The following is a 25,701-nucleotide window of genomic DNA, read 5'->3' as shown; positions in this document are numbered from 1 at the left end:
TCTCGGGCTTGCCGGTGAGGGGTGCGGCGTTGCCATTCGCGCGCATGTTTGGTCGTGCGGCGGTTCAGATGCTGAGCAGTACCTTGGTGGCTCGTCGTTCGTGCATGGCTCGGTAGCCTTCGGCGGCTTGGTCGAGGGGGAGGGTGAGGTCGAAGACCTTGCCGGGGTCGATTTCTCGGTTCCAGATGCGCTGGATGAGGTCCGGCAGGTAGCGGCGGACCGGTGCGGGGCCGCCGAGGGTGTGGATGCCGGCGAAGAAGAGCTCGATTCCGGGGATCTTGACTTCGTGGTTGACGCCGACGTAGCCGAGGTGGCCTCCGCCGCGGGTGGCGCCCACGGCCTGCATGAACGATTCCTGGGTGCCGACGGCCTCGATGACCGAGTGCGCGCCGAGCCCGCCGGTGAGCTCCTTGATCTTGGCGACCCCTTCGTCGCCGCGTTCTTCGATGATGTCGGTGGCGCCGTAGTAGCGGGCGAGCTGCTGGCGCTCGGGGTGGCGGGACATGGCGATGATGCGGTCCGCGCCGAGTTGCCGGGCGGCCAGGATGGCCATCAGGCCGACGGCGCCGTCGCCGACGACGGCGACGGTTTTGCCGGGGCCGGCTTGGGCGGCGTCGGCGGCGAACCAGCCGGTTCCCAGAACATCGGAGGCCGCGAGCAGTGCTGGGATGAGGTCGTCGTCGGGTTGGCCGGGGGTGGCCACGAGGGTGCCGTCGGCGTGCGGGATGCGCGCCTTTTCAGCCTGGGTCCCGATCTGCGCCACGAACTCGGCGTGCACGCACTTCGACTGGAAGCCGGCCTGGCAGATCTCGCAGGTGTTGTCGGAGATGACGAACGAACCGACGACGAAGTCGCCGGGCTTGAGGGTCGTCACCTGCTCGCCGATCTCCTCGACGACCCCGACGTACTCGTGGCCCATGACCTGGTGGTCGGCGGGTTCGACGCCGCGGTAGGGCCACAGATCCGATCCGCAGATGCAGGTCGCGGTCAGTCGGATGATGGCGTCGGTCGGTTCGACGATCTTCGGGTTGTCGCGCTCCTCGACCCGGACGTCGCCGGGTGTGCGCATGACAACTCCACGCATTGCTCTCTCCTGTGGTGATTCAGTGGGCCGGCTGGCCGTATTCTTGGTCGCTGACGTGGTCGCCCCATGTCACGACCTGTCCTGTTTCGTCTGCTTCCTGGATGGCGACGTGGGCCATGAACCGGTCGGGAGTGGCACCGTGCCAGTGCTCTTCGCCGGGCTCGATGTAGACGACGTCGCCGGGGCGGATCTCCTGGGCCTGCCCGCCGCGGCGGGCGACGTAACCGATGCCGTCGGTGACGTAGAGCGTCTGGCCCTTGGGATGGGTGTGCCAGGCCGTGCGGGCTCCCGGAGTGAAGCGCACGTGGGCGCAGCCGACCGCGGATTGCTCATCGGGGTTGCGGATGCCGTCGATGTAGACGGTGCCGGTGAACCAGTCCTGGGGGCCGGTCGCGGTCTGGCCGCCGCTGCGGGTGATGTTCAACGTCTGTGCCTTCTTGGATTCAGGCGCGTTCGATCCGCGGACGGCAGGTCCGCTGTCGGGCGCGAGTTGTCTAGTGCTTCTTGGCCTTCTTGAGTTCGTCGGCGAGTGTGCGCGCTTCGTGTGAGAGCTGCTCGGCACGAGCGTGATCGCCCGCATTGACGGCTCGCCAGTAGTCGATCTTCAGCTGGACGTAGCGCTGCCGAACCGCGATGAACTCTTCCTCGCGGGCCAGCTGCTCCCGTTGGGCGGTCAGCAGCTCGATCTGCTCTTCGGCCGCGGCCGGACCGAGCGCCCCGTTGGCCACGTAACGCCGCATGTCATCGACCGACATGCCCGTCGCGCTCAGACAAGCGACCCAGGTCAGCAGGTCGAGATCTTCCTCGGTGTACACCCGGTGCTTGCTCGTCTCGCCCCGGGTGACCGGCCCGATCACACCGATCGTCTCGTAGTAGCGCAGCGTGCTGGCCGGCAGACCGGTCAATGCGGCTGCTTCCTTGATCGAGTAGGTGTGCCGGCGGTTCGGTGCGCTCACCTCTTCGACGATAAGAACTTCAAGCACTTGAAGAAAAGCGTTGCGCACGCCACATCGAAGCACGTCATCCATCCGGGTGGCGGGAGAACGCCCGGCGGCTTGCGATGAGGCCGGGTCAGGGTTGCCCCTGTTCGCACGGGGGCGGCCAACCGCTGGTTCGACGCGCGTCCGAGTCCGATCGGGGCTGCTCGCACAAGGGTGGTACTCGCAGGGACTTCTTCGAGGTGAACGTCCTGCATACCGTGGAGGCATGGACAATCGTGCAGAGGTCCGCGAGTTCCTCACGACTCGGCGTGCCAGGGTCACGCCGGAGCAGGTCGGCCTGCCGGCGGGCTCGAATCGGCGGGTGACCGGGTTGCGCCGCAGCGAGGTGGCGTCGCTGGCGGGTGTGAGCGTGGAGTACTACACGCGGTTGGAACGCGGCACGATCAGCGGTGCGTCTCCTGAGGTACTGGACAGCCTGGCGAAGGCGTTGCGCTTGGACGACGCGGAGCGGGCGCACCTGTTCGATCTGGCTCAGGCCGCCAGTCCGGTCGGCCGTCCGGCCAGACGGCGCAGCGCGAGGACTTGGCGACCGCACGAGAGCCTGCAGTGGGCGCTCGACGCCGTCAGCGCGGGGCCGGCCTTCGTGCGCAACGGCCGGATGGACCTGCTCGCCGTCAACCAGTTGGCGCGCGCGTTCTACAAGGACGTGTACGCCATGCCCGGCGAGCCGCCAAACATCGCGCGGTTCACGTTCCTGGACGAACGCGCGTACGACTTCTACCCCGACTGGGACGCCTTCGCGGACGTCACGGTGGCGATCCTGCGAACCGAAGCGGCACGTGACCCGCACAACAAGGAGATGCACGACCTGGTCGGAGAGCTGAGCACCCGCAGCGACGAGTTCCGCCGCCGGTGGGGCGCCCACGACGTGCGGCACCACGGAACCGGGTTCAAAACGTTCAAGCACCCGATCGTCGGCACCCTCACGCTCGCGTTCGAGGGTCTGGAGATGGCGGCCGAGCCCGGACTGACGCTCACCATCTACACCGCCGAACCCGGCTCGTCCTCGGAGGAAGCCGTGCGGCTGCTCGCGTCCTGGGCCGCCAGCGAGTACGGAACCGTGCCCGACCGGCACGAAAGAGAAGGATCCGAGCGCTGATGGACGGGCGCTGAGGGCCCTGGCCGCCTGGAACGGCCCCCGTCGGCCAGCTTTCTCAGCGCCAGCGGTGAGCGTCGGCCTCCCGGCTTGCCTGCTCTGGCCGTTCGCCAGAGGAGTGATCGCGTGGTTCACCAGGCCCGATAGGCGAGCACGATCACCTGCATCGGTGACGCATCTTGGACGCCGGGTTACTGATCGCGTTCACTCGGGTGCGAAACGCACAGCGGGCCGCCGGGCGTCGCGACGGTGGGAAAACCGATGAGGCAGGAGGGCGCGCGACCTCGGAAGACGTTGTGCCGAAGGGGAAGCGACTCGAGACGCGCTTGCTTTTGCTGCGCCGTGAACAGCAGAGCGAACCCCCGCAGGCCCGCGAAAGCCCCGAGACTTCCACCTCTCGTCGCCCGGTACCGCCGCGCGCCCGAGAGGCGGCTCGGCAGTCCGGCTGATCAATTCCCCGCGACGTTGCGAGGTGCATTGGTACGTGCAGAACAGGGATACGTTTCGCCGCCGTGTTGCAGGCAGCGCGATCGGGAGTTTCGTCGAGTTCTACTCGTTTCTCGTCTACGGGCTCACCGCGCCGGTGCTGGCGCGGCACTTCTTCCCGGAGAACAGCTCGATCGCGTTGATCGCGACATTCGCCATCTTCGCCGTCTCGTTCGGTTTCGGACCGCTCGGCGGTGCGTTCTTCGGGTACCTAGGAGATCGGATCGGACGGGTTCGCGTGCTCGGCGCAACCGTGCTGCTGGCCGGCGGCGCCACCCTCGGTATCGGTGTTCTCCCGACGTACCAGTCGATAGGGATCGCTGCGCCGATCGTGCTGCTGCTGTGCCGCGTCGCGCAGGGCTTCGCGGCCGGCGGTGAACCCACCGGGGCTTACAGCTACGTGCTCGAGTCCGCACCGAGCGACCAGCGGGGTCGCTGGGTGACTTTCACGGTGACCTTCGCGTGGCTCGGCCCCACCGTGGGAAGCATTCTCATCGTGTGCCTGCGCACCATAGGCGGAGAGCAGGCGTATACCGACTGGTTGTGGAGAGTGCCGTTCATCATCGGCGGCATTGTCGCGGTGATCGGGTTGTGGATCCGGCTCAAGCTCGAGGACTCTGACGAGTTCGAGCAAGCGACCAAGCAGGAGATGGCGCCCAACCCGTTCTCCCGCGTCTTCCGAGAGAACCGACGAGCGTTCGGCCTGGTCCTGCTGCTCGGGATCACCAACGGCGCCGCTGCCTACACCATCAACGGCTACATCGCGACATACCTCAGCGAGCTCGCGGGACTTTCCGCCACGGCCACCCTGGTGTCGTCTGCGGTCGTCCTCCTGCTCTTCGTGATCATGCTGCCCTGCTTCGGCATCCTCACCGACCGCGTGGGCAGGCGACCGGTCCTGCTGGGCGGCGGCGCCGTTCTGCTGCTCACCGCGTATCCGGCTTTCCTATTGGCTTCGACCGGCACCCTGGTCGGCGCGTTCGCGGCCCAACTGCTGCTCGGCGTCCCTATCGCGGCCCTGCAGGCGGGGTTCTACCTGGCCAGTCTGGAGCTGTTTCCCACGGCGGCGCGCTACACCGGGCACGCCGTCTCGTTCAACCTGGGCAACAACGTCGTGGGCGGTGCCACCCCGCTGGTCTGCACCGTGCTCATCACGTCCTTGAACCTCTCGACCGCACCCGCGCTCTTCCTGATCGCCGTGGTGATCGTCGGGCTCGGTGCCACGTCCTTCCTCCCCGAGACACGGCACGTGGAGCTGCGGGATTCGATTCACCGCCGTTCGGGCGGGACGCGCGGCCAGGAGGCCGGAACACGCGCGTGAGCGGAAGAGCCCGCCCTTGTGCGCAGGCCCGACGTTTCTGGAAGTCCGAGACCGGTGGTCCCAGGACACCGGCCCCGTCGGCTCCGGGCCGACGACCAACTTCACCCCGAAGGAGTGCGGAGGATGACGCAGTTCGCAGGGAAGACCGCTTTCGTCACCGGTGCGGCGAACGGGATCGGCCGAGCTACGGCCGTGGCGTTCGCTCGTGAGAAAGCGGCCGTGGTGCTCGCCGACATCAACGAGAGAGGCAACGAGGAGACCGCACGACTGATCCGTGACTCCGGTGGCCGAGCCGTCACCGTGCACTGCGACGTGCGGGAGGAGGACGATGTGCGCGCGGCGGTGAGGCGCGCGGTCGAGGAATTCGGCCGGCTCGATATCGCTTTCAACAACGCCGGGCGCGAGACTTCGCTGGGGCCGCTGGACGCGCTGAACGTGGATGACTTCAACGGCGTCATGGACGTCAACGTGAAGAGCGCGTTCTTGTGCATGAAGTACGAGATCCCGCACATGCTCGAGAACGGAGGCGGAGCGATCGTCAACACCTCCTCGGGCGCGGGGGTCATCGGGATCAAGAACCAGGCCGCGTACTCCGCGGCCAAGCACGCGGTGATCGGTCTGACACGATCGGCCGCGCTGGACTACGCCGACCGCGGCGTGCGGATCAACGCCGTGTGTCCCGGCATCATCGCCACCGACATGATGCAACGCGTCTCCGGCGGAACGGCGGAGGGTCGGGCCGAGATGCTCGCCGAAGAGCCGATCGGGCGGTTCGGTCGGCCGGAGGAGATCGCGTCAGCGGTTCTCTGGTTGTGCTCCGACTCCGCGGGCTTCGCCATCGGTCACGCCTTGGTCATGGATGGTGGGCACACCATCCACTGATCCCACAGGTGCTTCGGTCGACCCTTGGCGCTGACTGGGGTGTACCGACAGTGACTCCCTCGCCCGTCGGTTGTCGGGTTTCATCGTCCCTGCCCGGCTCGCAGCTTCACTCGGCGGTCACCCCCGATGTGATGGTTGCGCTCTGGCCTGCAGGACAGGGATCTCCGGTGACACTGAGAGGAAGCACGGTGATCGAACACCCCGAACTTTCCGGCTCCACCGCTCCGCCTGATGATGACGATGATTCCTCGGGGGTGTCTCGGCGTACGTTCATCGCAGCGACCGCGGTCGGTGGCGCCGCTGCGGTGGCGGGCCCGTACCTGCTGGGTGCCGAGACGGCTGCCGCCGAAGGGTTGAACAACCAGCTGTCGCTGTCGGTCAACGGGTCTCAGCACGCCGTCACGGTGGACAACCGAACGTCATTGCTGGACCTGTTGCGCGAGCACCTCCGGCTGCCCGGGACGAAGAAGGGGTGTGATGCCGGAGCGTGCGGGGCCTGCACGGTGCTTGTCGACGGCCGCCGGGTCAACGCGTGCCTGACGCTCGCGGTGCGGATGGAAGGTGCCGAGGTCACCACCATCGAAGGACTCGCGGATGAGGACGGTGCGCTGCATCCGTTGCAGCAGGCGTTCATCGACCGCGACGCGTTCCAGTGCGGTTACTGCACGCCGGGCCAGATCATGTCCGGCGTCGGCTGCATCGAGGAGGGCCACACCGGGACTCGTGCGGAGATCCGGGAGTGGATGAGCGGCAACATCTGCCGGTGCGGGTGCTACGTGAAGATCGTCGACGCGGTCGAGCAGACCGCCCTGGGGAAGTGAGACTCGGATGCGCCCGTTCGCGTACACGAGGGTTTCCGACACCGGTGCCGCGCTGGCAGCCGGGCGTCGAGGAGGACGATACATCGCCGGGGGAACGACCCTGGTGGACCTGATGCGGGAGACCGTCGAACAGCCCGATGAGCTGGTCGACATCTCCTCGCTGGAGCTGCGCGAGGTCGCCACGACCGCGGGCGGTGCGTTGCGCATCGGCGCCCTGGTGACGATGGCCGAGGCCGCCGCGCACCTGGAGGTGCGGACGAACTTCCCGGTCATCTCGCAGGCCTTGGAGCTGAGCGCGTCGGCACAGCTGCGCAACATGGCCACGATCGGCGGCAACATCATGCAGCGCACCCGCTGCACCTACTTCCGCGATGTGTCCGCGGCCTGCAACAAGCGCAGGCCCGGAACGGGGTGCGCGGCGTTGGACGGGCACAACCGCAGCCACGCGATCCTCGGCGGATCGGACAGCTGCGTGGCCACGCACGCCTCCGACGTCGCGGTGGCCTTCGCCGCGCTGGAGGCAACCGTTGAGGTTCTTGGACCGGACGGTCAGCGCAGCGTTCCGTTCGCCGAGTTCCTGTTGCGCCCTGGCGACACGCCTGAACGCGAGCACGCGTTGCGTCCCGGCGAGCTGATCACGGCTGTCGAGATCCCCGCGCATCCGCGCCCGCTGCGGTCCGGGTACCTGAAGGTGCGCGACCGGCAGAGCTACGAGTTCGCGCTGACTTCCGCCGCGGTCGCCCTGCACGTTCAGGGCGGTGTGATCCGGGCGGCGAAGGTCGCCGCCGGGGGAGTGGGAACCGTCCCGTGGAAGCTCTCCGCTGTCGAAGTCCGGCTCGTCGGTCAGCGTCCTTCGGAGTCCCTGTGGGCGGAGGCCGCGGAGGCCGCGGCTGATGGAGCGCGATCGTTGCAGCACAACGGTTTCAAGGTGGACCTGCTCAAGCGCACTGTGCAACGGCAGCTGCGCATCGTGGGAGGCAACAAGTGACCCAGCAACCGCGAGTGGCCGTCGGAACCCCACAATCCCGAGTGGACGGACGCCTGAAGGTGACGGGCCAGGCGGCTTACGCCGCCGACCACCGCGTTGACGGCGTGGTCTACGCCGCGGTCGTGGACAGCACCGTGGGTCGAGGACGCATCACGGGGATCGACGCGCGTGCAGCCGAGGCCCAGCCCGGGGTCCTGGCGGTGATCAGCCATCTCAACGCACCGAGACTGGCCTACCGACCGAACTCGGGGTCGAACAACCCGGATGGCGCCCGGCTGCGTGTCTTCCAGGACGACCAAGTGCTCTTCCACGGCCAACCGGTCGCCGTCGTGGTGGCCACCACGCACGAAGGCGCGCGGCACGCCGCGAGCTTGGTGGAGGTCCGATACGACGCCGCGCGGCCGTCCACGGACCTGAACTCCGCTCCGGCCGGCGAAGCCGACTCCTACGCGAGGGGCGACGCGGACTCGGCACTGGCGTCGGCGGAGGTCCGGTTGGAGCCGAAGTACCGGTTGTCGCGCAACCACCACAACCCGATGGAGCCGCACGCCACGATCGCCCGCTGGGACGGCGACAGGCTCACCGTGTGGGACAAGACCCAATGGGTGGTGGGCGGTACCCAGCAGGAACTGGCCGCGGTGTTCGGCATTCCGCAAGAGTCGGTGCGGGTGATCTCGCCGTTCGTGGGCGGCGGTTTCGGCAGCGGCCTGCGCGCCTGGCCGCACGTGATCATCGCCGCGCTGGCCGCCCGCGAGACGGGACGGCCGGTCAAGCTCGTGCTGACCCGCGAGCAGATGTACTTCGGCACCGGATTCCGGCCTGCCTACGAGTACCAGATGAGGGTGGGAAGTGACCGCCGTGGACGGCTGATCGCGATGACCCACGACATCCGCGGTGAGACGGCGACCTACGAGACGTTCACCGAGGAGGTCATGGCACCCGGGCAGATGCTCTACAGCATGCCGAACGTCCGGCAGACCTACGCCACGGTTCCGCTGGACGTCAACGCGCCGACGTGGATGCGCGGTCCGGGTGCTGCGACCGGGGTGTTCGCCATCGAATCCGCCGTGGACGAGCTCGCGCACGAGGTCGGTGTGGATCCGATCGAGTTGCGCCTGCTCAACGAGCCCGAGCGAGACGAGTCCACGGGTCTTCCGTTCTCCACGCGCCGGCTGCGCGAGTGCTACGAGGTCGGTGCCCGTGAGTTCGGGTGGAACCGGCGCGACCCGCGACCGGCGGCGACCCGTGACGGCGATTGGCTGATCGGCACGGGTGTGTCGGCGGCCATGTATCACACGGGCAGCATGTCGGCCCGCGCCTACGTGCGGCTCAACGCCGATGGCACCGCCCTGGTCCAGTCGGCGACCAGCGACATGGGTCCGGGGACCTACACGTCGATGCCTCAGGTCGCGGCCGACGCGCTCGGGCTGGCGATGTCCGCCGTGCGGTTCGAGCTCGGCGACTCGCTGATGCCGCCCACTCCGCCGCACGGGGGCTCGATGACCATGGCCAGCGTCGGATCGGCCGTCCAGGACGGCGGCGACAAGGTGCGGCAGCAGGCCATCGCGTTGGCGGTCAACGATCCGCGCTCGCCGCTGCACGGAGTTCGTCCGGAGGACGTCATCGTGCGACGGGGGCGGCTCCACCTGAGCAACGACCCCACGCGCGGGGAGACCTACGAACAGCTCCTGACCCGCAACAACCGGCCGCACCTGGAGATCATCGGCAGCTACGCGCCACCGGAGCAGCAGCGCTACACCATGAACGCCTACGGCGCGGTGTTCGCCGAGGTCGCGGTCGACCAGCGCTTGGGCCTGGTGCGGGTGCGCCGGATGCTCGGGGTCTACGACGCCGGACGCATCATCAATCCGAAGCTCGCCGAGAGCCAGGCGATCGGCGGGATGGTCGGCGGGATCGGCACCGCGTTGCTCGAGCACACCGTCACCGATCACCGGGACGGCCGGATCGTCAACGCCAACCTCGCCGACTACCTCGTCCCCGTCAACGCCGACGTCCCCGACCTGCGGGCGATCTACCTCGACGGCGAGGACCAGCACGCCGATCCGATCGGGGTGAAGGGGCTGGGGGAGATCGTGATCGTCGGTGTGGCGCCGGCCATCGCCAACGCGGTCTTCCACGCCACCGGACGCCGCATCCGCGAACTCCCCATCACCGCGGAGGCGTTGCTGTAGTACGAGCGGTGGGGTGGCGCTCAGGCGCATCGGGGGGTAGTCCGATCACCGGATGAGAATGCGGCTCCGTCTGCTGAGGCGGAGCCGCATTCATCGTTCATCAGGCAGGTTCGTCAGAGCGTCAGCTGCAGCTTCTCGGCGCTGCGCTCGTTCACGGCGGGGTGATCGTCGAGCTCGACGGGATCATCACACCGGCGTTTGTCATGTCCCGGGCCCGACACCGTCGCCCGAATCAGTCACGAGAACAAGCGACGTCGTGCCCGTCAGCTCGACAGTCAGTTCGGCGGCAAGGACGTGCTCGCAGTGTCTGTTCAGGAGACTGGATTTCCCAGTTCGCCGAGCGGAGTTCGGTACGTCTCGCGAGCTGTCGTCGCAGCCACGGCCGAGACCAGGCAGAATCCGAGGAACATCCACGCTACTGGCAACCAGTTGGTGCCGCCTTCTCCGATCAGGGCCCATCCGATGGTCGGCGTCAGCCCGCAGATCGCGAATCCGATCTGCGTCCCGAGAGCGAGACCGGTGAACCGCACCTTCACGTGGAACATCTCACCGAAGAACGACGGGTGGATGGCGGTGGGCAGGACCCCGACCATGCCATTGAGGACGATGGCGGCGAGGAAGATCATCGAGATCTCGCCGGAGGTGATCGCGGAGAAGTAGACGAAGATCATGACACCGGAACCGAGCACACCGACTAGGAAGACCGGTTTGCGCCCGTAGCGGTCCGCAGCCGCTCCAGCGAGCGGGAACACCATGAGTCCGACCACGAAGGACGCCACGGTCGTCCACAACATCGTGCTCTTGGCGATGCCAACTGCCGGACTCGTCGCGAAGGCGACGCCGAAGATCGGGGGAACCTGTTGAATCGTCGCGTAGAGCGAGATCACGAAGACGCGGATGAGGTCCTTTCGGTGGGTGCGAAGGAGCACGGACAGCGGTGCGGACTCCGCCTTCCCCGAGGCTCGGGCTTCGGCCAAGGCCTCCGGCTCTTCGAGGTGACGCCGGACCAGGTAGGCGCCAACGACGAGCACGGCGCTGGCCCAGAAAGGCACCCGCCAGCCCCACGAGAGCAGCATGTCCTCGGGCAGTTCCGACACGGCGGCGAACACCGCTGTCCCGAGCAAGAAGCCGCCCGCTGAGCCCGCCGGGGTGAAGCTGGTGAAGAAGGCCCGCCGACCGTGCGGCGAGTGTTCCAAGGTCAACGTGCTCGAACCCGCCTGCTCGCCGGCGACGGAGACGCCCTGCAAGACGCGGAGGACGATGAGCAGTATCGGGGCCCAGATCCCGATGGTGTCGTAGCCGGGGAGGCATCCGATCAGGAAGGTCGCCGTTCCCATCAGCGCGAGGATGAACATGAGCATCTTCTTGCGCCCGATCCGGTCGCCGAAGTGCCCGAGCACGGCCGCCGCGATGGGGCGCACGAGGTAGGCGATCGCGAAGGTCGCGAGCGAAAGAAGCGTCCCGATGAACTCGTTCTCCGCCGGGAAGAACACTTTGCCGAACACGAGCGCGGCTGCGGAGCCGTAGAGGAAGAACTCGTAGTACTCGAGCGAGGTTCCCAGCAGCGAGGCCAGTGCAGCGCGTTTGACCTTGCGCAGGTCCTCCGGCGGGACCGGGCGATCATGCACCTTCTCATCGCGTTCAGGTGTCGACGTCATTGTCTCTCCTTGGCTAGCTATCTCGGTGATTCACCCGAGCGGTCATCGGGCGGAGGGATCGCACTGCGACTTCGCACGGGGCAGAACGACGTACCGTTCGGTGGACCGGTCGGTCTGACCTGGTGGATCGTGTTGCCGCAGGTGAGCACCAAGAGGTGTGGTGTTCGGAGGCCTCAGCGGCCTCGAACGCGTCGCTGCGTCTCTGCAGTGCGCAGTCTCCGCGTCTCCAGGAGGTTCGCCTTTCAGCTCCAGCCGAATCCGCGGATCGCTGTGACAACGTGGTCTCGGACGGCCTCGCGCCCGGCGCGCAAGACTCGCGCAAGCTCCGAGCCCGGCAGTGCTGCGGGTAGCACGTCGGCCACCGCTTCCAAGTAGGCACGGCGGAGTTCGGCGTTGACGTTGATCTTGGCCACGCCCGTTCTGATCGCCCCGTCAAGGTCGTTCGCGGGTAGCCCGCTGGCCCCGTGCAGGACCAGTGGTACCGGCACCGCCTTCCGAACCGCATCCAGCCGATCCAGGTCCAACCGCGCCGATGAGGAGAAGCCGTGGACGTTGCCCACGGACACCGCGAGCGCGTCCACTCCGGTGCGGTCGACGAAGTCCGCAGCTTGTTCCGGTGAGGTCATCATCGCGCCTGTCGGCGCCACGTCCGTGGAGACGTCCTCGTCGCCGGCCAGCCCGCACAGTTCGCCTTCAACCCACGCTCCGTGGCCATGTGCGATGCGGACCGCTTCGGCTGTGTGCGCGACGTTGTCCTCGTAGGGCTCGTGCGAGCCGTCGTACATCACCGAGGTGTAGCCGAACTCCACGCACCTGCGGAGTTCGGCGAGATCACGGCTGTGGTCCAGGTGGACACCGACCTCACCCTCGGCCTCCTCGGCGGCCACCAGCGCCGCAGTCGCCAGCAGGCGAATGTCGGCATGCCTGAACTGACTCGACCCGGCCAGCAGCATCACCGGTGCGCCGGTGATTTCCGCGGCCTTCGTCACCGCCTGCACCTGTTCGAGATCATAGGTCGCGAAGGCACCGATGGCCCTGCCCGCAGCATGCGCCCTGCGCAGCGAAGCGACACCGAGGCTCAGCACGCCGCCTCCTGAAGTCTTCGCACCGCGTCCCTAAGCCCGTTCTCATCTCCTACGTTGCCCGCGAAGACCGCGTACGGAATGCCTTCGGCCGGTCCGGAAACCGGTTCCCAGACGGAGACGGTCCCGGGCAAGACCGTGCCTCGCGACCACGCCCGCCGGATGACCAGCCCGGCCGTCGCGACGTCGGACGAGGTGATCCCTCCCTTGCCCAGCACGAACGCAGGGCGGACCGCGGTGAGCACGGAGCGGACAACAGCCACGAGCGCCGAGCTGACGCTGCGCGCGATCTGCAAGCTGTGCTGGGCGTCGCTGCCGGTCACGAGCGATCGACTTGTGTGCAGCACGACGTCGGCGGCCGTCTCGGTTCTGCTCAACAGCTCGATGACCAGCTGGGATACGTCTTCGACGTGCGCGTCTCGACTGCCGGCGTCGAGCACTCGGTGGACGTCGAGCTCCACATCTGCGCTGCGCCCGTCGGCGCTGAGCGACTCCAGCTGCCGCGTGGTGAGCCCCACGTGCGACCCGACTATCACCATCCCGGACCCCGAGGCGTGGCGTTGCTCCCCGTCGGCTGGTGGGCAGGCGCGCAGGTCCTCGGGTGATGCAGGTGGCCGGGCGCGCTGGCCGAAGCGAGCCCGGAGGAATGAGGGGCCGGTGCGATAGAGGAACCGCTTGCCCGTCGCCTCGGCCCTGAGCAAACCTGACACGAGAACCCGAAGGTCCGCATCGGTGACCGCGTCGATCACGACTGGACGGGCGCCGCTCAGGCCGCAGAGGATCTGGGAGACGGCCTCCGGACCTCTCGCGCGGAGGTCCTCGAGGGTCACCGCCGTGACGGACCCCCGGGGAATCCTCGAATCGGTCTTCTCCTCAACCCACGCTCGCAGGTCCGAGTTGCGGTACCCGAACGTCCGGTCGCGGGCGAACTCGCTCTCGCCGACCTCGAGCATCCCCTCCTGGGTCCGCATCCAGTGCACCGAGTCGACGGTGACACGTCCTGGTTCGATGAGGGCGGGGACGATCAGCACACCGTCCACGGTCATGCCCTCTGCCTCGACTTCCTCGGTGAGCACATCGGTTTCCAGTGGGTAGTGCCCACGCAGCGTCGAATCCCCGCGGCTGGCGAACGCGCAATCGATCCCGGTCGCGCCCGCGACCGCGTGCACCGCCTGCGCGATCTCCCGATTCACCCGCGCTGCGTCGTAAGGTGGAAGGCTGCGGGTGTTGGTCAACACGAAGAAACCAGGAGTTGGCTGCGCGAGCGCCCATTCGAGGTCCGGCTTCGTCCACGCCGTCAAGACCGGAAGGTCCCGGATGCTCTGCGTGCCGGTCGGGTCGTCGTCGAGTACGACCACGCGGCGGGAGGACCCAACTGCGTCAGCGAGCTCCGCCTCAGGGACGTCGAGCGGCTCGGGATGGCCCGCCAGCAGGTCCTCGTACGGTACCGTCGCCATGTCAGACCTCCCGGTCTCGTGTCGTGATTGCGCGCAGGATCCAGGTTTCGGCTTGCGCTGGAGAATTCTCGAACTGGTTCATGTCAGGCGTACTGGAAGCATCGTCGGCCCTTGCTGGTCACCAGCCGGCCGAAGCGAAGGTCTGGGAAGTGGGCTGGTGCGAACACCGTGCCGCTGTCGGTGAGCTCTGAGGCGATCTGTTCCCGTGCCGCTCCGGCGGCATCGGGATCGACGTCGTAGAGACACCGCCACTCCGGATCGGTCAGTTCGCTGACCCCGTGCACGACGTCACCGAGGAGGAGGGCGCGTTCCCCGGCGCTTTCAATGAGGAAGATCGTGGAACCAGGTGTGTGACCGGGAGCCGGTCGTGCGAACACTCCTGGTGCGAGCTGGGTTTCGGCGGAGAACGTTTCGAGCCGCGGTTCGATCGGTCCCAGCTTCCGCGTGGCTCGCTCCACGGGATCGGATCCGCTCACGAAGTGCTCCCAATCAGCCTCGTGAACGCGAAATGTGGCACGGGGGAAGAACACTTCATCGCGCTGGGTCGCCCAGCCGACGTGATCGTGATGCAGGTGGGTGAAGAGTACGTCGGTGACGTCCGCTGGGTGCACACCCTGTTCCTGCAAGCGTTGGGGGAGTGAGCCGCACTGGACGTCGTCCTCGACGACCGGGCCGATCCCGGTGTCGACCAGGATGGTCCGCTTTCCAGTTTTGATCAGGAAGCCGCCGATGGTCATCTCAATGCGTCCGCGGGCGTCCAGCGGATGTTCCGGGCAGTCCCACCGGTCGCCGGATTCGTGCACGAGCAGCGTGTCGATCGGGTCATAGCTGTGGCCATCCAGAATCGGCACGATCTGCAGGTCGCCTACCTTCATTCCCAAACCATTCCATCCTCGTTGACGTGGTGAGACGGGGAAGGCCGGGCTACTTGCCGACCGGATTGCCGAGTTCGTCCAGCGGCGTCCGGTACGTCTCCCGGGCGGTGACCGCCGCCGCGGCCGCGATGAGGCACACGACCACCACCATGAGCGCGACCGGCAGCCAGTGCGTTGCGTCATCGCCGACGAGTGACCAGGCGATCGAGGGAGCGAATCCAGCTGCCGTGAACCCCAGCTGCGTACCGACCACGACCCCGGTGAAACGCACCCGGGTGTTGAACATTTCAGCGAAGAAGGACGGGAAGATGCCGTCCACGGCCGAGTAGAAGACCCCGATGAGGAGAATCGCGCCGATGAAGATGAGCGGAATCGTCGCAGTGCTGATCGCCCAGAAGTAGAAGAGCACAGAGGCCCCAGAGCCCAGGAGCCCGAAGATGAAGACGGGCTTCCGTCCGATGCGGTCGGCGAGCAGTGCCCACACCGGGTACATGCAGACGGCGACCGCGCAGCCGACTACGGCCACGAGCAGCATGGTGGTCCGGGGAACGCCGACGCTGGTCGCGAAGGCGAGCGCGAATGCGGCGTAGACGCTGTAGATGACGGCCTCGAGAGCGCAGATGATCACACGTGCGGTCGCAGCGCGGTGCGTGCGGAAGAGCGTCGCGATGGGGTAAGCGGGGATCTCGTTCTTCTCGCGCTTCTCGGCGTAGACCTCAGGTTCCTGCACTCGGTGCCGGATGACGTAGGCGATGATGACGATGAGTGCACTGGCCCAGAAGGGGACCCGCCAGCCCCATGAGAAGAGGTCTTCATCGGGAAGCGTTGCGACGCCGAGGAAAACCAGTGTTGCGATGCCGAAGCCCAGTTGCGACCCCGCGGGCATCCACGATGTGTAGAACGCGCGGCGCCCCTCCGGTGCGTGTTCCAGGGCCAGCACGCCGGCGCCGGGTTGCTCTCCTGCGGCGGAGAAACCTTGCACGAAACGCAGGAAGACGAGGAGCGCCGGGGCCCAGTAACCGATCGTGTTGTAGTCGGGAAGGCAGCCGATTCCGAACGTGGCGCCGCCCATCAGTCCGAGGGTGAGCATCAGCATGGTCTTGCGGCCTAGCCTCTCCCCGAAATGACCGAGAACCATGGCCGATAGTGGTCGCACCGCGAATGCGATGCCAAAGGTCGCCAGTGACAGCAGTGTTCCCACGACGGGAGTGGAGTCTGGGAAGAACACCTGGCCGAAGACGAGTGCCGAGGCTGAGGCGTAGATGTTGAACTCGTAGAATTCGAGCGTGCTTCCGAAGACCGCTGCGGCGGCAGCTCGTCTGCTTTGCTTCGCTTGATCGTCAATTCGACCTTGAATCTCGATCGTGCTCATCATGCCTTCCGATTCGCCGCAGATGTTTTCTCACGGTCAACACCTAGGAGTTCGGTGTCCGTCGCGGCTGAAGAGAGTGCTGGCCCAAGATCCCACGACAGGGTGTCGTCGTGTGCTGTAGCGGCGAGCTGTCCAGGTGCGGAACAGGCCGCTCGCGCATTCGTATTTCAGAATGGCCGTTCGGTATGGGGAAACGCTACGACGCTGGGTCATCCGTGTCAAGGCTCACGCGATTGCCTTTGGGGGCAGAAAACTTCGTTGATCTGCGTTACCGGAGGGTGAATTCAGCGCGTTTATCCGGCCTCAGGAAACCGGTGCGGAGCGTGACGTCTCCGGCTCGAACGCCTGCTTGCTCATGGGCCGGAGGCGCCGCGCTCCGCGGCTCACTGCTCGTCCTGCTTCGATATGTTCATTGTCGACGGGACGCGATAGGTCTCGATGACGGCTTTCAGCCCGTCTCTCGCGATGTGCGATTTGACCGCTTTCACGCTCTCCGCGGTGTGTGCGATGGCGTCGTATTCCGGCGGAGCTGCCAGCGCCTGACGCGTTCCCATCGCGTTCATGGCTTGGTTGACCGATGCCTTCTTCAAGGCCAGCAGATCGGGCGGTGTCAGAGCGATCCGTTCTGCGAGCGACTGCACGGATTTGATGAGCCGGTCTGCAGGCACCGCGTGGTTCGCCCATCCCCATTCCACTGCGGTTCGTCCGTCGATGCTGTTGCCGGGTACGAAGGTCAGCTCCTTGGCGCGTTTGGGACCGACCAGGGTCGACCAGACCGGCGAGACGTACCCGGCGCCGACAGGCACCGTGACGAGCCCGAGCTTGGCGTCCTCGGTGACGATGGTGATGTCGGTCAGGGTCACGATCTGCGTGGCTCCCGCGATGCAGTAGCCGTGGACCGCGGCGATGATCGGCTTCGGGTGGTCCCACATCGCGATGTAGCGGTCCAAGTTGCGCCGCATGCGAGCACGATCGGCCACGGGATCGACCGCACCGTCCGGTGCGACCTGGCCCAGGTCGTAGCCTGCGCTGAAGCCCTTTCCTTCTCCACGGATCGCGATGACCGGCTCCCCGTTCTCGCGAAGCCATTCCAGAGCTCGGGAGAACTCCTCGAGCAGCTCGTTGGAAAGAGCATTCGCTTTGTCGGGGCGATTGAAGACGATCCATGAGATGGGCTTGGTGTGCTCTAGTCTGATGTTAGTGAACGCGGGTTCCGCTGTGGCCGCAGGCATCTGTTCTACTCCTAACCAACGAGTGCATTGGGTCCGCAGGGCGTCTTTCCGCCACGTGCGGAGCAGGGCTTCGCTTCTAACTCGTCAATCGTGCTGAGCGGGTCGCCATTGCCGGCATCCTGTCCCGGATGAGCTCCTCCGCCTCGTTGATGATGTTGTCGACTACTTGCTGGCACGTGAGCACCTCGTTGATGAGCGCCTGTGACTGCCCGGCCCACCACATCCCGTCGTCCATGCGTCCCTGCGCCAGAACGCTCTCGCGCCCGCGGGCGCCGGAGGCCAGCTCTGCGATGTCGTCGAAGCTCGAGTCGGGTTCCTGCTCGATCTCTCGGATCCGCTCCGAGATGGCGTTCTTCGCGACCCGTGCCGTGTTGCGGAACTTGCGGAAGACCAGGTTCGTGTCCCGCTCGGTGTTGGCGACGATCTGGCGCTTGACGTTCTCGTGCACGGACGATTCGACTGTCGCGACGAAACGGGTCCCCATGTTGATGGCATGGGCACCCAGAGCCAGGGCGGCTGCCAGCCCGGATCCTGTCGCGAACCCGCCGGAGGCGATGATCGGAAGGTCCACGTCGGCGGCGACGGCCGGGATCAGCACGAGCCCGGGAACATCGTCCTCGCCCGGGTGCCCTGCGCACTCGAAGCCGTCAACCGAGATGGCGTCCACACCCATGCGCTGGGCCGACAGCGAGTGCCTCACCGCGACCGCTTTGTGGATCACCTTCACACCCGCCCTCTTGAGAGAGGGCAGGTGGGAGGACGGATTGGCGCCGGCGGTCTCCACGTACCGGATTCCGTTGTCCAGGATCACCTGCCGGTACTCGTCGTAGGGAACTGGCTTGATCGTCGGCAGGATCGTCAGGTTGACGCCGAATGGGCGATCCGTCATCGATTTGGTTCGCCGGATCTCCTCGTCGAGGAGGGCTGGTGTCGGCTGTGTCAGGGCCGACAAGAATCCCAGGGCGCCGGCGTTCGCCACTGCGGCGATCAGTTCCGCGGTGCCGACTCCGACCATGCCGCCGCACACGATCGGGTGGTCGATTTCAAAATCACGCGTGAATCTGGTTTTGATCATCGAATGTCGTTCTCTTCCAGCGGTAATGGTGAGTGTGCGTGCCAAGCGGTCCGGTCGCGTCAGCGCTCTGGCGCGGCCGACAGAGGCGCTCGGCCCCGGCCGAGGAAGTGCCACGGCAGCCCGACCACGTCGTAGCCGCCGAGCGTCGTGCTCGTGACTCGTTGCAACAGGCCGGTCGAGCGCAGGAACGGATCGGCCGAAAGCTCAGCCGCTGTCAGCACCAGTGCCGAGGGCACGCCGATCTCGCGCAGCCGTTCGTCCAGGTCTGCGACGGTGGAAATGCCATCGCGCGCCTGGACGTCGATGAGCTCGCCCCTCCGGACGAGAGCGGGCACCGGCATTCCGACCAGCGATTCGAACGATGCGACATCGTTCGAATCGCGCAGTGACACGGCGACCAGGTCGTTCGCGCCGGGAAGGCGGACGAAGACGTCGCCTCCGACAGGCGGGGCGCGATACGCGTCGTCGACGTCGACGGTCACCAGTTCGACCAGTTGGGCTGCCATGAGTTCCGCCATCGAGATGTCCACGGCAAGACTGGACTCGCGTACTGGTGCCAGCGCCCAGGCCAGAACCCAGGCGTTGAGGGCGACGCTCGTGAGCACGTCGGCCACGGGCACGCCCATGTCGGCCATCTTGCCGAGCGGGTTCTGAGTCGATGCGGTCACGCCTGAGAAGGCGTGCACGTTGTGGCCGTAAGCGCGGTAGTCCGACCACGGCCCGATGCGGCCGAAACCACTGGAGACCAGGGAGAGTGCCGGGCTCTCGTGGGACGTCACGGTGTCCGGGTCGATGCCGACCAAGCGCGCGCGCCGATCCGTGACGTTCTGAATCACGACGTCGAACCTTGTCGGGTCAAGGGAGCTGCCGTTGGCATCGACGCTGACGTCCAGCGTTGTCTTGCTGTGGTTGATGTGGTTGAAGTAGCCGCTGCGGTTCAACCCGGGCTCTCCGTTGGCGAACGGCCCGCGGCGGCGATAGACGTCAAGACGTTCCGGGTCTTCGAGCTTGGTCACCTGCGCACCCATCGCGCCCAACCAGGCGGCACCCAGCGGTACGGCCAGCACGTTTCCGGCGTCGAGCACTCGGAGGTCCGCCAGCGGCACCATTCCGGCGACCCTGGGCGTTGGGGTCTTGCCGGGTACTTCCCGAACCACCGCCGGTAGGGGCGGCGCCTCGCTCGACGCGAAGCCGGAGGGGCGCTCGCTGTCCAGGGTTCGTTCGATGAAGGTGGAGACGGAGTTGACCGCAGTGGCGGGGACGCCGGCTTCCTGGAGTGCCTTCTCGACGTCGGCTGCGCACTGATCGCTGACCCACCGCGACGCGGCGTCGTTGACCTCGTCGGGGCGGTCGCGTCCTTCCTCCAGAGTCGGGATGGAGTCGAGCAGCGGTGCCAAAGCGCGGCGGAACCCCGCCCACTGGTGCTGCTCGAGAACGCAGACGTAGACGAAACCGTCTTTGCACTTGAAGAAGCCGGTGGGGGCTCCGTAGCGGATGCTTCCGCCTTCGCCGGGGCAGTCGGCCAGGACGTGGCCCATCTCCAGTGCCAGGCCGGTGGCGATCAGCACGGCCTGCGCCGAGACGTCGGCGTGCACGGGTTCGCCGTCGGCGCGCAAGGAGTGCAGGCCGTGCAGCGCTGCGACAGCAGCGGCGACGCCCACCATGCGGAGGCCGAGGGAACCCGGGGTCACGGTAGGGGGGAGGGACTCGTCGAAGCGAGCGTGAGCGAGGAATCCCCCTGATGCCTCGACCGAGAACTCGCTGCCAACGGCGTTGGCACGATCGCCGGCCACACCGTACGGGCTGATCGTCACGCACACTGACCGGTTGCGCTCGGAGACGAAGTCGACGTAGTCGTCCGCAGCCCCGGATGCGAGCCCAGGCAGCTTCGGGACCGACTCGGTCCGGTCCACCAGGAGTACGTCGGTCACGCGCAGGTCCTCGGCGCCAACATCGTCGCCTGCGATGACACGAGCACCGAACTGGCGCAACGTCGCCTCCGCCGCCGCGAGCGCGGCGGATTCACCGAAACACGCCACGGTGACGTCGTTCAGCCACGCAACCCTCGCTCCTGCCTCGTTCATCGCCGTTGCGATGCCACTCAGCGAATCGTTCACGAGTCTTCCCACTCCTTTCACCGCCTGAAGTCCGGGCCACCCGATGGATGCGCTAGCCACGCTGGACGCGCCTCTGGTCCGGAGGTCGCCGAATTCCAATCCATTCGAAATATGGAACAGAGTTTCGTGATTCTGAATCACGGTAACCAAGTTGCGTGCAGGGGGCAAGGGTGCTCGCGGCTGGCTTCGCGGGGTCCTCTCGGGCGTTGTCGCGAGGCTTGACACTGGTCTGCCGCGTCCTGAAAAATCCCTAATGGCGAATGAGCATTCGAAATGCTGAACAGGGCCTGCTTGTGGTGACCTGGCGTCGCTCATGGCGCCGGGTCAGGCGGACCGAGGTGGAGGGCTTATGACAAGCGTTGAACGGGTGGGCACGGCGCGATCGGAGCGAGTGCTCACCGAGGCGGAGATCAGGAAGGCCGTGCAGGGGGCTAACATCCCGCCGCTGCTGATGATGGTCTACCAGTTCACCGGTGACGCGGCATGGCTCGATGATCGGTACCGCCCCCGGCGCATCAAGGGACTCCACCCCCGCGAAGACGGCGGGCTCTCCGCCGGGGCGCAGCAGGAGATCCGCGAGGCCGCGGTTCCGGTCGTCGCGGCGTTGCAGGCCGGGGAGGAACCCAAGATCGGCAGCGTCGGCGAAGACGACATGGCCTGGCTCATCGGATTCTTCCTCGGTGAGGACGTCGACCCGCGGTACGGCCCCATGCTCGGCGCTGAGATCGACCGCCGAACGCGCCGGCATCAGCCGGAGGGGGAACCTGTCGCAGTTCCCAACGGCTTCCGGGTCATCATCATCGGTCTCGGACTGGCCGGGCTCGCGGCGGTGCACACCCTCCAAGAGCTCGGGGTCGAAGACTACGCGGTGTTCGAGCGCAGTTCCGACATCGGCGGGGTCTGGAGCGTGAACCGGTACCCAGGTGCCGGCGTCGATACGCCCAGTCACCTCTACACGTTCTCGTTCGCCTACCAGGACTGGGCGAGGCACTTCGAACTTCGTGACGAGCTGCACGACTACTTCGTCGATGTCTTCGAACGGCTCGACGTGCGTGACCACGTGCACTTCGGCACGGAGGTCATCCGCCTGGACTACGACGAGGGGGCCGCGCTCTGGACGGTGACGACCAAGAACGGTGAGGGCGTCGTCCAAGAGCACACGGCCAACGTCGTGCTGAGCGCGGTGGGTGCGCTCAACAAACCCAAGCTGCCGGATGTTCGTGGAATGGGCTCGTTCGACGGGATCCAGTTCCACTCCACGGATTGGCCCGGAGATCTGGACCTGAGCGACAAGCGCGTCGCCGTCGTCGGCGCCGGAGCGAGCTCGCAGCAGATCGTACCCGCGATCGCATCAAAGGCACGGCACGTCACCATCTTCCAGCGGTCACCGCAGTGGGTCGCGCCGTTCCCGCTCTTCCGCCAGCAGATCCCGCAGGCCCAGCGGATGATGCTCGGATCGGTCCCGCTCTACCACGCCTGGGCTTGGCTCGAGCAGTTCTGGCAGTTCGGCGACTCGGTCATCCACGACCTCCGCATCGATCCTGAGTGGCCGGACCTGAAGCACTCGGTCAACAAGCGGAACGACCGGCACCGCAGCTTCTTCACCCGCTACATCGAGGAGAAGCTCGACGGGCGTCCGGACCTGATCGAGAAGGCCGTCCCGCAGTACCCACCGTTCGGCAAGCGGATCCTCCTGGACAACGGGTGGTACGAGACGCTCAAGCGCGACAACGTCGAGCTCGTGACCAGCGGGGTCGACGAGGTCGACGCGACCGGGCTGATCGACAGCGACGGCCATCGCCGCGACGCGGACGTGATCGTGTGGGCCACGGGTTTTCAGGCTGATCACTTCCTCGACTCGATCGACGTCTACGGCGAACGAGGCGTGCGCCTGCGCGACGTTTGGGGAGTCGACGATCCCCACGCCTACCTCGGGGTCGCGGTACCGCGCTTCCCGAACTTCTTCATGCTGGGCGGCCCTCATTCCTTCCCCGGGAGTGGAAGCGTGATGTACGTCGCGGAGGTCCAGGCCCGCTACATCCGAGAGCTCCTGCGACAGATGCTCCGCGAAGGGATCGCAGCGATCTCCGCCGACGACGAGGTCACCGCTGAGTACAACAAGGCCATGGATGAGCTCCACGACCGCGCGGTGTGGAGCCACGAGGGCTTCAGCACGTACTACCGCAACAGCAAGGGGCGGGTCGTGTTCATCATGCCGTTCACGAACCTGGAGTACTGGGAACGCGTCCGGGACGCCGCTCTCGGCGATTACCGGCAGCGCGGAGTGCCGGATGGCGCAACCGTCTACGGAGCTGCGGATGGCTGAGTTCGTCGCTTCTGTCTTCAGCTCCCGTCCAGGTCGCCGAGCGAACGCGGAGGAAACCGAGTAATGGATTTCGAGACTCTCAGTTGGGGAGTGGACGAGCACGGTGTGCTCACGCTGAGGTTGAACAGACCAGATCAGCTGAACTCCTTCAACCTGACCATGGCGAAGGAGCTCGAGCAGGCGTTCGTGCAGGTCCGGGACGACAACGATGTGCGAGCCGTCGTCGTCACCGGTGCGGGGCGCGCCTTCTGCGCTGGAATGGACCTCACCGCGGACGGAAACGTCTTCGGGCTGGACGAGACCGCGGCTCCCACGCCGGAGGCACTGCGGGACCACCTCACCGAGGACCCGTACCAGGACGGCGTCCGTGACACCGGCGGCAAGGTGACGCTGGCGATCCACGCATGCGACAAGCCCGTCATCGCGGCCATCAACGGGCCGGCCGTGGGGATCGGTGCCACCATGTCCCTCGCCATGGACATCCGGCTCGTGTCGACCGCGGCACGTATCGGATTCGTCTTCGGCCGGCTCGGCATCACTCCGGAGGCCGCGTCCTCGTTCTTCCTCCCGCGTCTGGTTGGACTTCAGACCGCGCTGGAGTGGGTCTACGCGGCCGACATCTTGAGCCCGCAAGAGGTGCTGGCGAAGGGACTCGTGCGCTCGATCCACGAACCGGAGGACCTCCTGCCAACGGCCCACTCCCTCGCCGCATCGTTCGTGAAAGACAGGTCCTCCGCCGCCTTGGCGTTGACTCGGCGACTCATGTACGCCGGTGCCGGGGCGGGCCACCCCATCGAGGCTCACCGTCGAGACAGCCTGGCCATGTGGCACTCCTCGATCGGCGACGGTAAGGAGGGTGTCGCTGCGTTCCTCGAGAAGCGGCGCCCGGTCTTCACCCGCAACGCCGCAGATGCTCCTGCGATCGAATGATCGGCCGGCCCAGCGGAGAGAGGACGACAAGGAGTCCCATGAGCGACGAGCTGATCTACGAGGTCGACGGGCACGTTGCCTACGTGACGCTCAACAGGCCTCACAAACTCAATGCCCTCAACGCGGAGCTCGATGAGCTGCTCGCTGCGCGGTGGGATGCCATCGAAGCCGACCCCGACATCTGGATCGCAGTGCTGGCCGGGGCGGGTGACCGCGCCTTCTGCGCGGGTGGCGACATCGGTGCCGACGCAACAGCGCAGCCGCCTCGCATCGCGCTCGGGGGTGGGCTGACGGGAATCGGTGGCCCCCTCCGCACTCTCAGCAAGCCGCTTGTCGCGCTGGTTCAGGGATACGCGCTTGGGGGCGGCTTCGAGCTCGCGATGTGCGCGGACATCATCGTCGCCGCGGACACGGCGCTGTTCGGCCTCCCGGAGGTCAAGTCCGGGATCATCGGTGAGGCGGGAGTGGTCCACCGTGCGATCCGGCAGCTGCCCCATCGCGTGGCCTTGTCCATGATCCTCACCGGGGAGCGGCTCGACGCGCAGCGCGCGTTCCACTTCGGCCTGGTCAACGAGGTCGTTCCTGCTGATCAGCTGCGCACTGCCGGCGAGTCCTGGGTTGAACTGCTGGCTGCGGCGTCTCCGCTGGCCCAGCGCGCGGCCAAGCACGCGGTCCTGTCCCGCGCAGGCCACCCTCTGGAGGTCGCGTTGGCCACGAAGTTCGAACCGATCGAGGCGTACGCGTCTTCAGCCGACGTCGTGGAAGGGCGCAGGGCCTACGCCGAGAAGCGGGAACCGCGCTGGGGCGGACGCTAGGGGAAACCAGGCTCTGAGGCTCTGCGCCCGCGCTCAGCAGCGCGAGCGTCCTATCTCTGCCGAACCGCTATACGATATGCTGAACAGTACGTCCCGTGTTCATGAAGCCGGTTCGGCAGAATTCATAGGATTGAGCGAGCATGCCAAACGAAGACCCAGCGACGCTAGCCGCCGAGCATCGGACCGTTTCACGTGTCATGGGCATCGTCGAGGCCGTCGCGGGCAACGAGCCGCACGGGCTCAAGCTCGGCGATCTGGCAGATGCCGTGGGAGCACCCAAGTCGTCCGTGCACGGCCTGGCGAAGGGGCTGGTGGCTCTCGGATATCTCCAGGAGAGCGATGCACGCTACTTCATCGGTCCGGCGGCGCCGTCGCTGGTGAGCGCGAAGACCGATGGGCTGCGTCAGCGAGCGACCACCGAACAGCTCACCGGCCTACGCGACAAGTGGAACGAGACCGCGATGGCGGGTGTGCTCGTGGGCCAGTCGGTCGTGTACGTGCAGTCGGTGGAGTCGTCGCACACACTGCGCGCGGCGGTCCCGCTGAACAGCAGGGTGCAGCTCTGGCCCGCGAGCAGCGGCAAGTGCCTGCTGGCCGACATGCCTCGCCGCCGCCTCGAGGGGTATTTCAAGCGAATCGGCGTCGTCGGTGAAGAACGGGACAACGCGCTCGAAGAGCTCGAGCAGGTCAAGGAGCAGGGGTACGCGCTCAACCTCGGGGGCACGGCCGTGGGCATGTTCGGGGTTGCCAGCCCGATCACCACTTCCGATCAGAAGGTCACCATGACGATCGCCGTGACCGGTCCCGAGCTGCGCCTGACGGGGCAGCTCGATGCCCTCGCCGCCGATGTTCGCCAAGCGGCCATCGCGCTCTCCCACGCGGGCTAGTCGG

The 25,701-nt window shown here is 66.7% G+C and carries 21 protein-coding genes; 10 read left to right on the top strand and 11 right to left on the bottom strand.

Features of this window, described 5'->3' with window-relative positions:
• Nucleotides 1–64: 64 nt before the first annotated feature.
• The 3 genes from R4I43_RS31370 to R4I43_RS31360 form a co-directional block, all read right to left on the bottom strand.
• A complete protein-coding gene (locus R4I43_RS31370; protein WP_456115140.1) occupies nucleotides 65–1,069 on the bottom strand; it encodes a zinc-dependent alcohol dehydrogenase family protein in 1,005 nt (334 codons plus the stop codon).
• 34 nt (nucleotides 1,070–1,103) lie between these two features.
• The gene (locus R4I43_RS31365) at nucleotides 1,104–1,508 is read right to left on the bottom strand and encodes a (R)-mandelonitrile lyase (RefSeq protein WP_324269333.1); all 405 of its coding nucleotides are present in this window, start codon (nucleotides 1,506–1,508) and stop codon (nucleotides 1,104–1,106) included.
• A 70-nt stretch (nucleotides 1,509–1,578) separates the two neighbouring features.
• Nucleotides 1,579–2,112 (bottom strand): MerR family transcriptional regulator, encoded by a 534-nt coding sequence (locus R4I43_RS31360; RefSeq protein WP_324269332.1) that lies wholly within the window; start codon nucleotides 2,110–2,112, stop codon nucleotides 1,579–1,581.
• Between the two features lie 178 nt (nucleotides 2,113–2,290).
• On the opposite strand from R4I43_RS31360, the gene R4I43_RS31355 reads away from it, so the two are divergent.
• The 6 genes from R4I43_RS31355 to R4I43_RS31330 all read left to right on the top strand — a co-directional run bounded on the left by R4I43_RS31355 (nucleotide 2,291) and on the right by R4I43_RS31330 (nucleotide 9,871).
• Nucleotides 2,291–3,184 (top strand): helix-turn-helix transcriptional regulator, encoded by an 894-nt coding sequence (locus R4I43_RS31355; protein ID WP_324269331.1) that lies wholly within the window; start codon nucleotides 2,291–2,293, stop codon nucleotides 3,182–3,184.
• 481 nt (nucleotides 3,185–3,665) lie between these two features.
• Entirely contained in the window at nucleotides 3,666–4,988 is a 1,323-nt protein-coding gene (locus R4I43_RS31350) for an MFS transporter (protein WP_324269330.1), read from the top strand.
• Nucleotides 4,989–5,111: 123 nt separating this feature from the next.
• The gene (locus R4I43_RS31345) at nucleotides 5,112–5,870 is read left to right on the top strand and encodes an SDR family oxidoreductase (RefSeq protein ID WP_324269329.1); all 759 of its coding nucleotides are present in this window, start codon (nucleotides 5,112–5,114) and stop codon (nucleotides 5,868–5,870) included.
• Between the two features lie 254 nt (nucleotides 5,871–6,124).
• Nucleotides 6,125–6,691, top strand: coding sequence for a (2Fe-2S)-binding protein (locus tag R4I43_RS31340; protein ID WP_324269328.1), 567 nt, complete (start codon nucleotides 6,125–6,127; stop codon nucleotides 6,689–6,691).
• A gap of 7 nt (nucleotides 6,692–6,698) precedes the next feature.
• Entirely contained in the window at nucleotides 6,699–7,679 is a 981-nt protein-coding gene (locus tag R4I43_RS31335; RefSeq protein WP_324269327.1) for an FAD binding domain-containing protein, read from the top strand.
• Nucleotides 7,676–9,871 carry a xanthine dehydrogenase family protein molybdopterin-binding subunit gene (locus tag R4I43_RS31330; RefSeq protein ID WP_324269326.1) on the top strand — a complete coding sequence of 732 codons (2,196 nt, stop codon included), beginning with the start codon at nucleotides 7,676–7,678 and terminating at the stop codon, nucleotides 9,869–9,871. Before R4I43_RS31335 ends, R4I43_RS31330 begins: the two co-directional genes overlap by 4 nt.
• A 311-nt stretch (nucleotides 9,872–10,182) precedes the next feature.
• Here the strand turns inward: R4I43_RS31330 and R4I43_RS31325 are convergent, their stop codons facing one another.
• From R4I43_RS31325 to R4I43_RS31290, 8 genes are all read right to left on the bottom strand, one after another.
• A complete protein-coding gene (locus R4I43_RS31325; protein WP_324269325.1) occupies nucleotides 10,183–11,529 on the bottom strand; it encodes an MFS transporter in 1,347 nt (448 codons plus the stop codon).
• 242 nt (nucleotides 11,530–11,771) lie between these two features.
• The gene (locus R4I43_RS31320) at nucleotides 11,772–12,614 is read right to left on the bottom strand and encodes a class II fructose-bisphosphate aldolase (protein WP_324269324.1); all 843 of its coding nucleotides are present in this window, start codon (nucleotides 12,612–12,614) and stop codon (nucleotides 11,772–11,774) included.
• The gene (locus R4I43_RS31315) at nucleotides 12,608–14,068 is read right to left on the bottom strand and encodes a four-carbon acid sugar kinase family protein (RefSeq protein ID WP_324269323.1); all 1,461 of its coding nucleotides are present in this window, start codon (nucleotides 14,066–14,068) and stop codon (nucleotides 12,608–12,610) included. Before R4I43_RS31315 ends, R4I43_RS31320 begins: the two co-directional genes overlap by 7 nt.
• A gap of 83 nt (nucleotides 14,069–14,151) precedes the next feature.
• Nucleotides 14,152–14,943: an MBL fold metallo-hydrolase gene (locus R4I43_RS31310; RefSeq protein WP_324269322.1), complete on the bottom strand. Its 792-nt coding sequence runs from the start codon at nucleotides 14,941–14,943 to the stop codon at nucleotides 14,152–14,154.
• A 49-nt stretch (nucleotides 14,944–14,992) separates the two neighbouring features.
• A complete protein-coding gene (locus R4I43_RS31305) occupies nucleotides 14,993–16,315 on the bottom strand; it encodes an MFS transporter (RefSeq protein WP_324269321.1) in 1,323 nt (440 codons plus the stop codon).
• 383 nt (nucleotides 16,316–16,698) lie between these two features.
• A complete protein-coding gene (locus tag R4I43_RS31300; RefSeq protein ID WP_324269320.1) occupies nucleotides 16,699–17,547 on the bottom strand; it encodes an enoyl-CoA hydratase-related protein in 849 nt (282 codons plus the stop codon).
• Nucleotides 17,548–17,623: 76 nt separating this feature from the next.
• Nucleotides 17,624–18,622 (bottom strand): NAD(P)H-dependent flavin oxidoreductase, encoded by a 999-nt coding sequence (locus R4I43_RS31295; protein WP_324269319.1) that lies wholly within the window; start codon nucleotides 18,620–18,622, stop codon nucleotides 17,624–17,626.
• 59 nt (nucleotides 18,623–18,681) lie between these two features.
• Nucleotides 18,682–20,880, bottom strand: a complete 2,199-nt coding sequence (locus R4I43_RS31290; protein WP_324269318.1) for a CoA transferase — start codon at nucleotides 20,878–20,880, stop codon at nucleotides 18,682–18,684.
• A gap of 208 nt (nucleotides 20,881–21,088) precedes the next feature.
• Here R4I43_RS31290 and R4I43_RS31285 point away from each other — a divergent pair, with 208 nt between their 5' ends.
• The 4 genes from R4I43_RS31285 (at nucleotide 21,089) to R4I43_RS31270 (ending at nucleotide 25,697) form a co-directional block, all read left to right on the top strand.
• A complete protein-coding gene (locus tag R4I43_RS31285) occupies nucleotides 21,089–23,065 on the top strand; it encodes a flavin-containing monooxygenase (RefSeq protein ID WP_324269317.1) in 1,977 nt (658 codons plus the stop codon).
• A 63-nt stretch (nucleotides 23,066–23,128) separates the two neighbouring features.
• The gene (locus tag R4I43_RS31280; protein WP_324269316.1) at nucleotides 23,129–23,995 is read left to right on the top strand and encodes a crotonase/enoyl-CoA hydratase family protein; all 867 of its coding nucleotides are present in this window, start codon (nucleotides 23,129–23,131) and stop codon (nucleotides 23,993–23,995) included.
• Nucleotides 23,996–24,033: 38 nt separating this feature from the next.
• The gene (locus R4I43_RS31275; protein WP_324269315.1) at nucleotides 24,034–24,810 is read left to right on the top strand and encodes an enoyl-CoA hydratase-related protein; all 777 of its coding nucleotides are present in this window, start codon (nucleotides 24,034–24,036) and stop codon (nucleotides 24,808–24,810) included.
• A gap of 140 nt (nucleotides 24,811–24,950) precedes the next feature.
• The gene (locus R4I43_RS31270; RefSeq protein WP_324269314.1) at nucleotides 24,951–25,697 is read left to right on the top strand and encodes an IclR family transcriptional regulator; all 747 of its coding nucleotides are present in this window, start codon (nucleotides 24,951–24,953) and stop codon (nucleotides 25,695–25,697) included.
• The last annotated feature ends 4 nt before the right edge of the window (nucleotides 25,698–25,701 follow it).

This window comes from Saccharopolyspora mangrovi, assembly GCF_035320975.1.
In the GTDB taxonomy this organism is placed as follows: Bacteria; Actinomycetota; Actinomycetes; order Mycobacteriales; family Pseudonocardiaceae; genus Saccharopolyspora; species Saccharopolyspora mangrovi.
Note: the sequence above shows the minus strand (reverse complement) of the source record. Positions and strands in the feature narration are given on the sequence as shown.

Bases quoted from the DNA above. Each gene is read 5' to 3' on its own strand.
- R4I43_RS31370 (WP_456115140.1), bottom strand. From the start codon at position 1,069: ATGCGCACACCCGGCGACGTCCGGGTCGAGGAGCGCGACAACCCGAAG.
- R4I43_RS31360 (WP_324269332.1), bottom strand. From the start codon at position 2,112: ATGGATGACGTGCTTCGATGTGGCGTGCGCAACGCTTTTCTTCAAGTG.
- R4I43_RS31355 (WP_324269331.1), top strand. From the start codon at position 2,291: ATGGACAATCGTGCAGAGGTCCGCGAGTTCCTCACGACTCGGCGTGCC.
- R4I43_RS31345 (WP_324269329.1), top strand. From the start codon at position 5,112: ATGACGCAGTTCGCAGGGAAGACCGCTTTCGTCACCGGTGCGGCGAAC.
- R4I43_RS31335 (WP_324269327.1), top strand. From the start codon at position 6,699: ATGCGCCCGTTCGCGTACACGAGGGTTTCCGACACCGGTGCCGCGCTG.
- R4I43_RS31325 (WP_324269325.1), bottom strand. From the start codon at position 11,529: ATGACGTCGACACCTGAACGCGATGAGAAGGTGCATGATCGCCCGGTC.
- R4I43_RS31315 (WP_324269323.1), bottom strand. From the start codon at position 14,068: ATGGCGACGGTACCGTACGAGGACCTGCTGGCGGGCCATCCCGAGCCG.
- R4I43_RS31310 (WP_324269322.1), bottom strand. From the start codon at position 14,943: ATGAAGGTAGGCGACCTGCAGATCGTGCCGATTCTGGATGGCCACAGC.
- R4I43_RS31305 (WP_324269321.1), bottom strand. From the start codon at position 16,315: ATGAGCACGATCGAGATTCAAGGTCGAATTGACGATCAAGCGAAGCAA.
- R4I43_RS31300 (WP_324269320.1), bottom strand. From the start codon at position 17,547: ATGCCTGCGGCCACAGCGGAACCCGCGTTCACTAACATCAGACTAGAG.
- R4I43_RS31295 (WP_324269319.1), bottom strand. From the start codon at position 18,622: ATGATCAAAACCAGATTCACGCGTGATTTTGAAATCGACCACCCGATC.
- R4I43_RS31285 (WP_324269317.1), top strand. From the start codon at position 21,089: ATGACAAGCGTTGAACGGGTGGGCACGGCGCGATCGGAGCGAGTGCTC.
- R4I43_RS31280 (WP_324269316.1), top strand. From the start codon at position 23,129: ATGGATTTCGAGACTCTCAGTTGGGGAGTGGACGAGCACGGTGTGCTC.
- R4I43_RS31275 (WP_324269315.1), top strand. From the start codon at position 24,034: ATGAGCGACGAGCTGATCTACGAGGTCGACGGGCACGTTGCCTACGTG.
- R4I43_RS31270 (WP_324269314.1), top strand. From the start codon at position 24,951: ATGCCAAACGAAGACCCAGCGACGCTAGCCGCCGAGCATCGGACCGTT.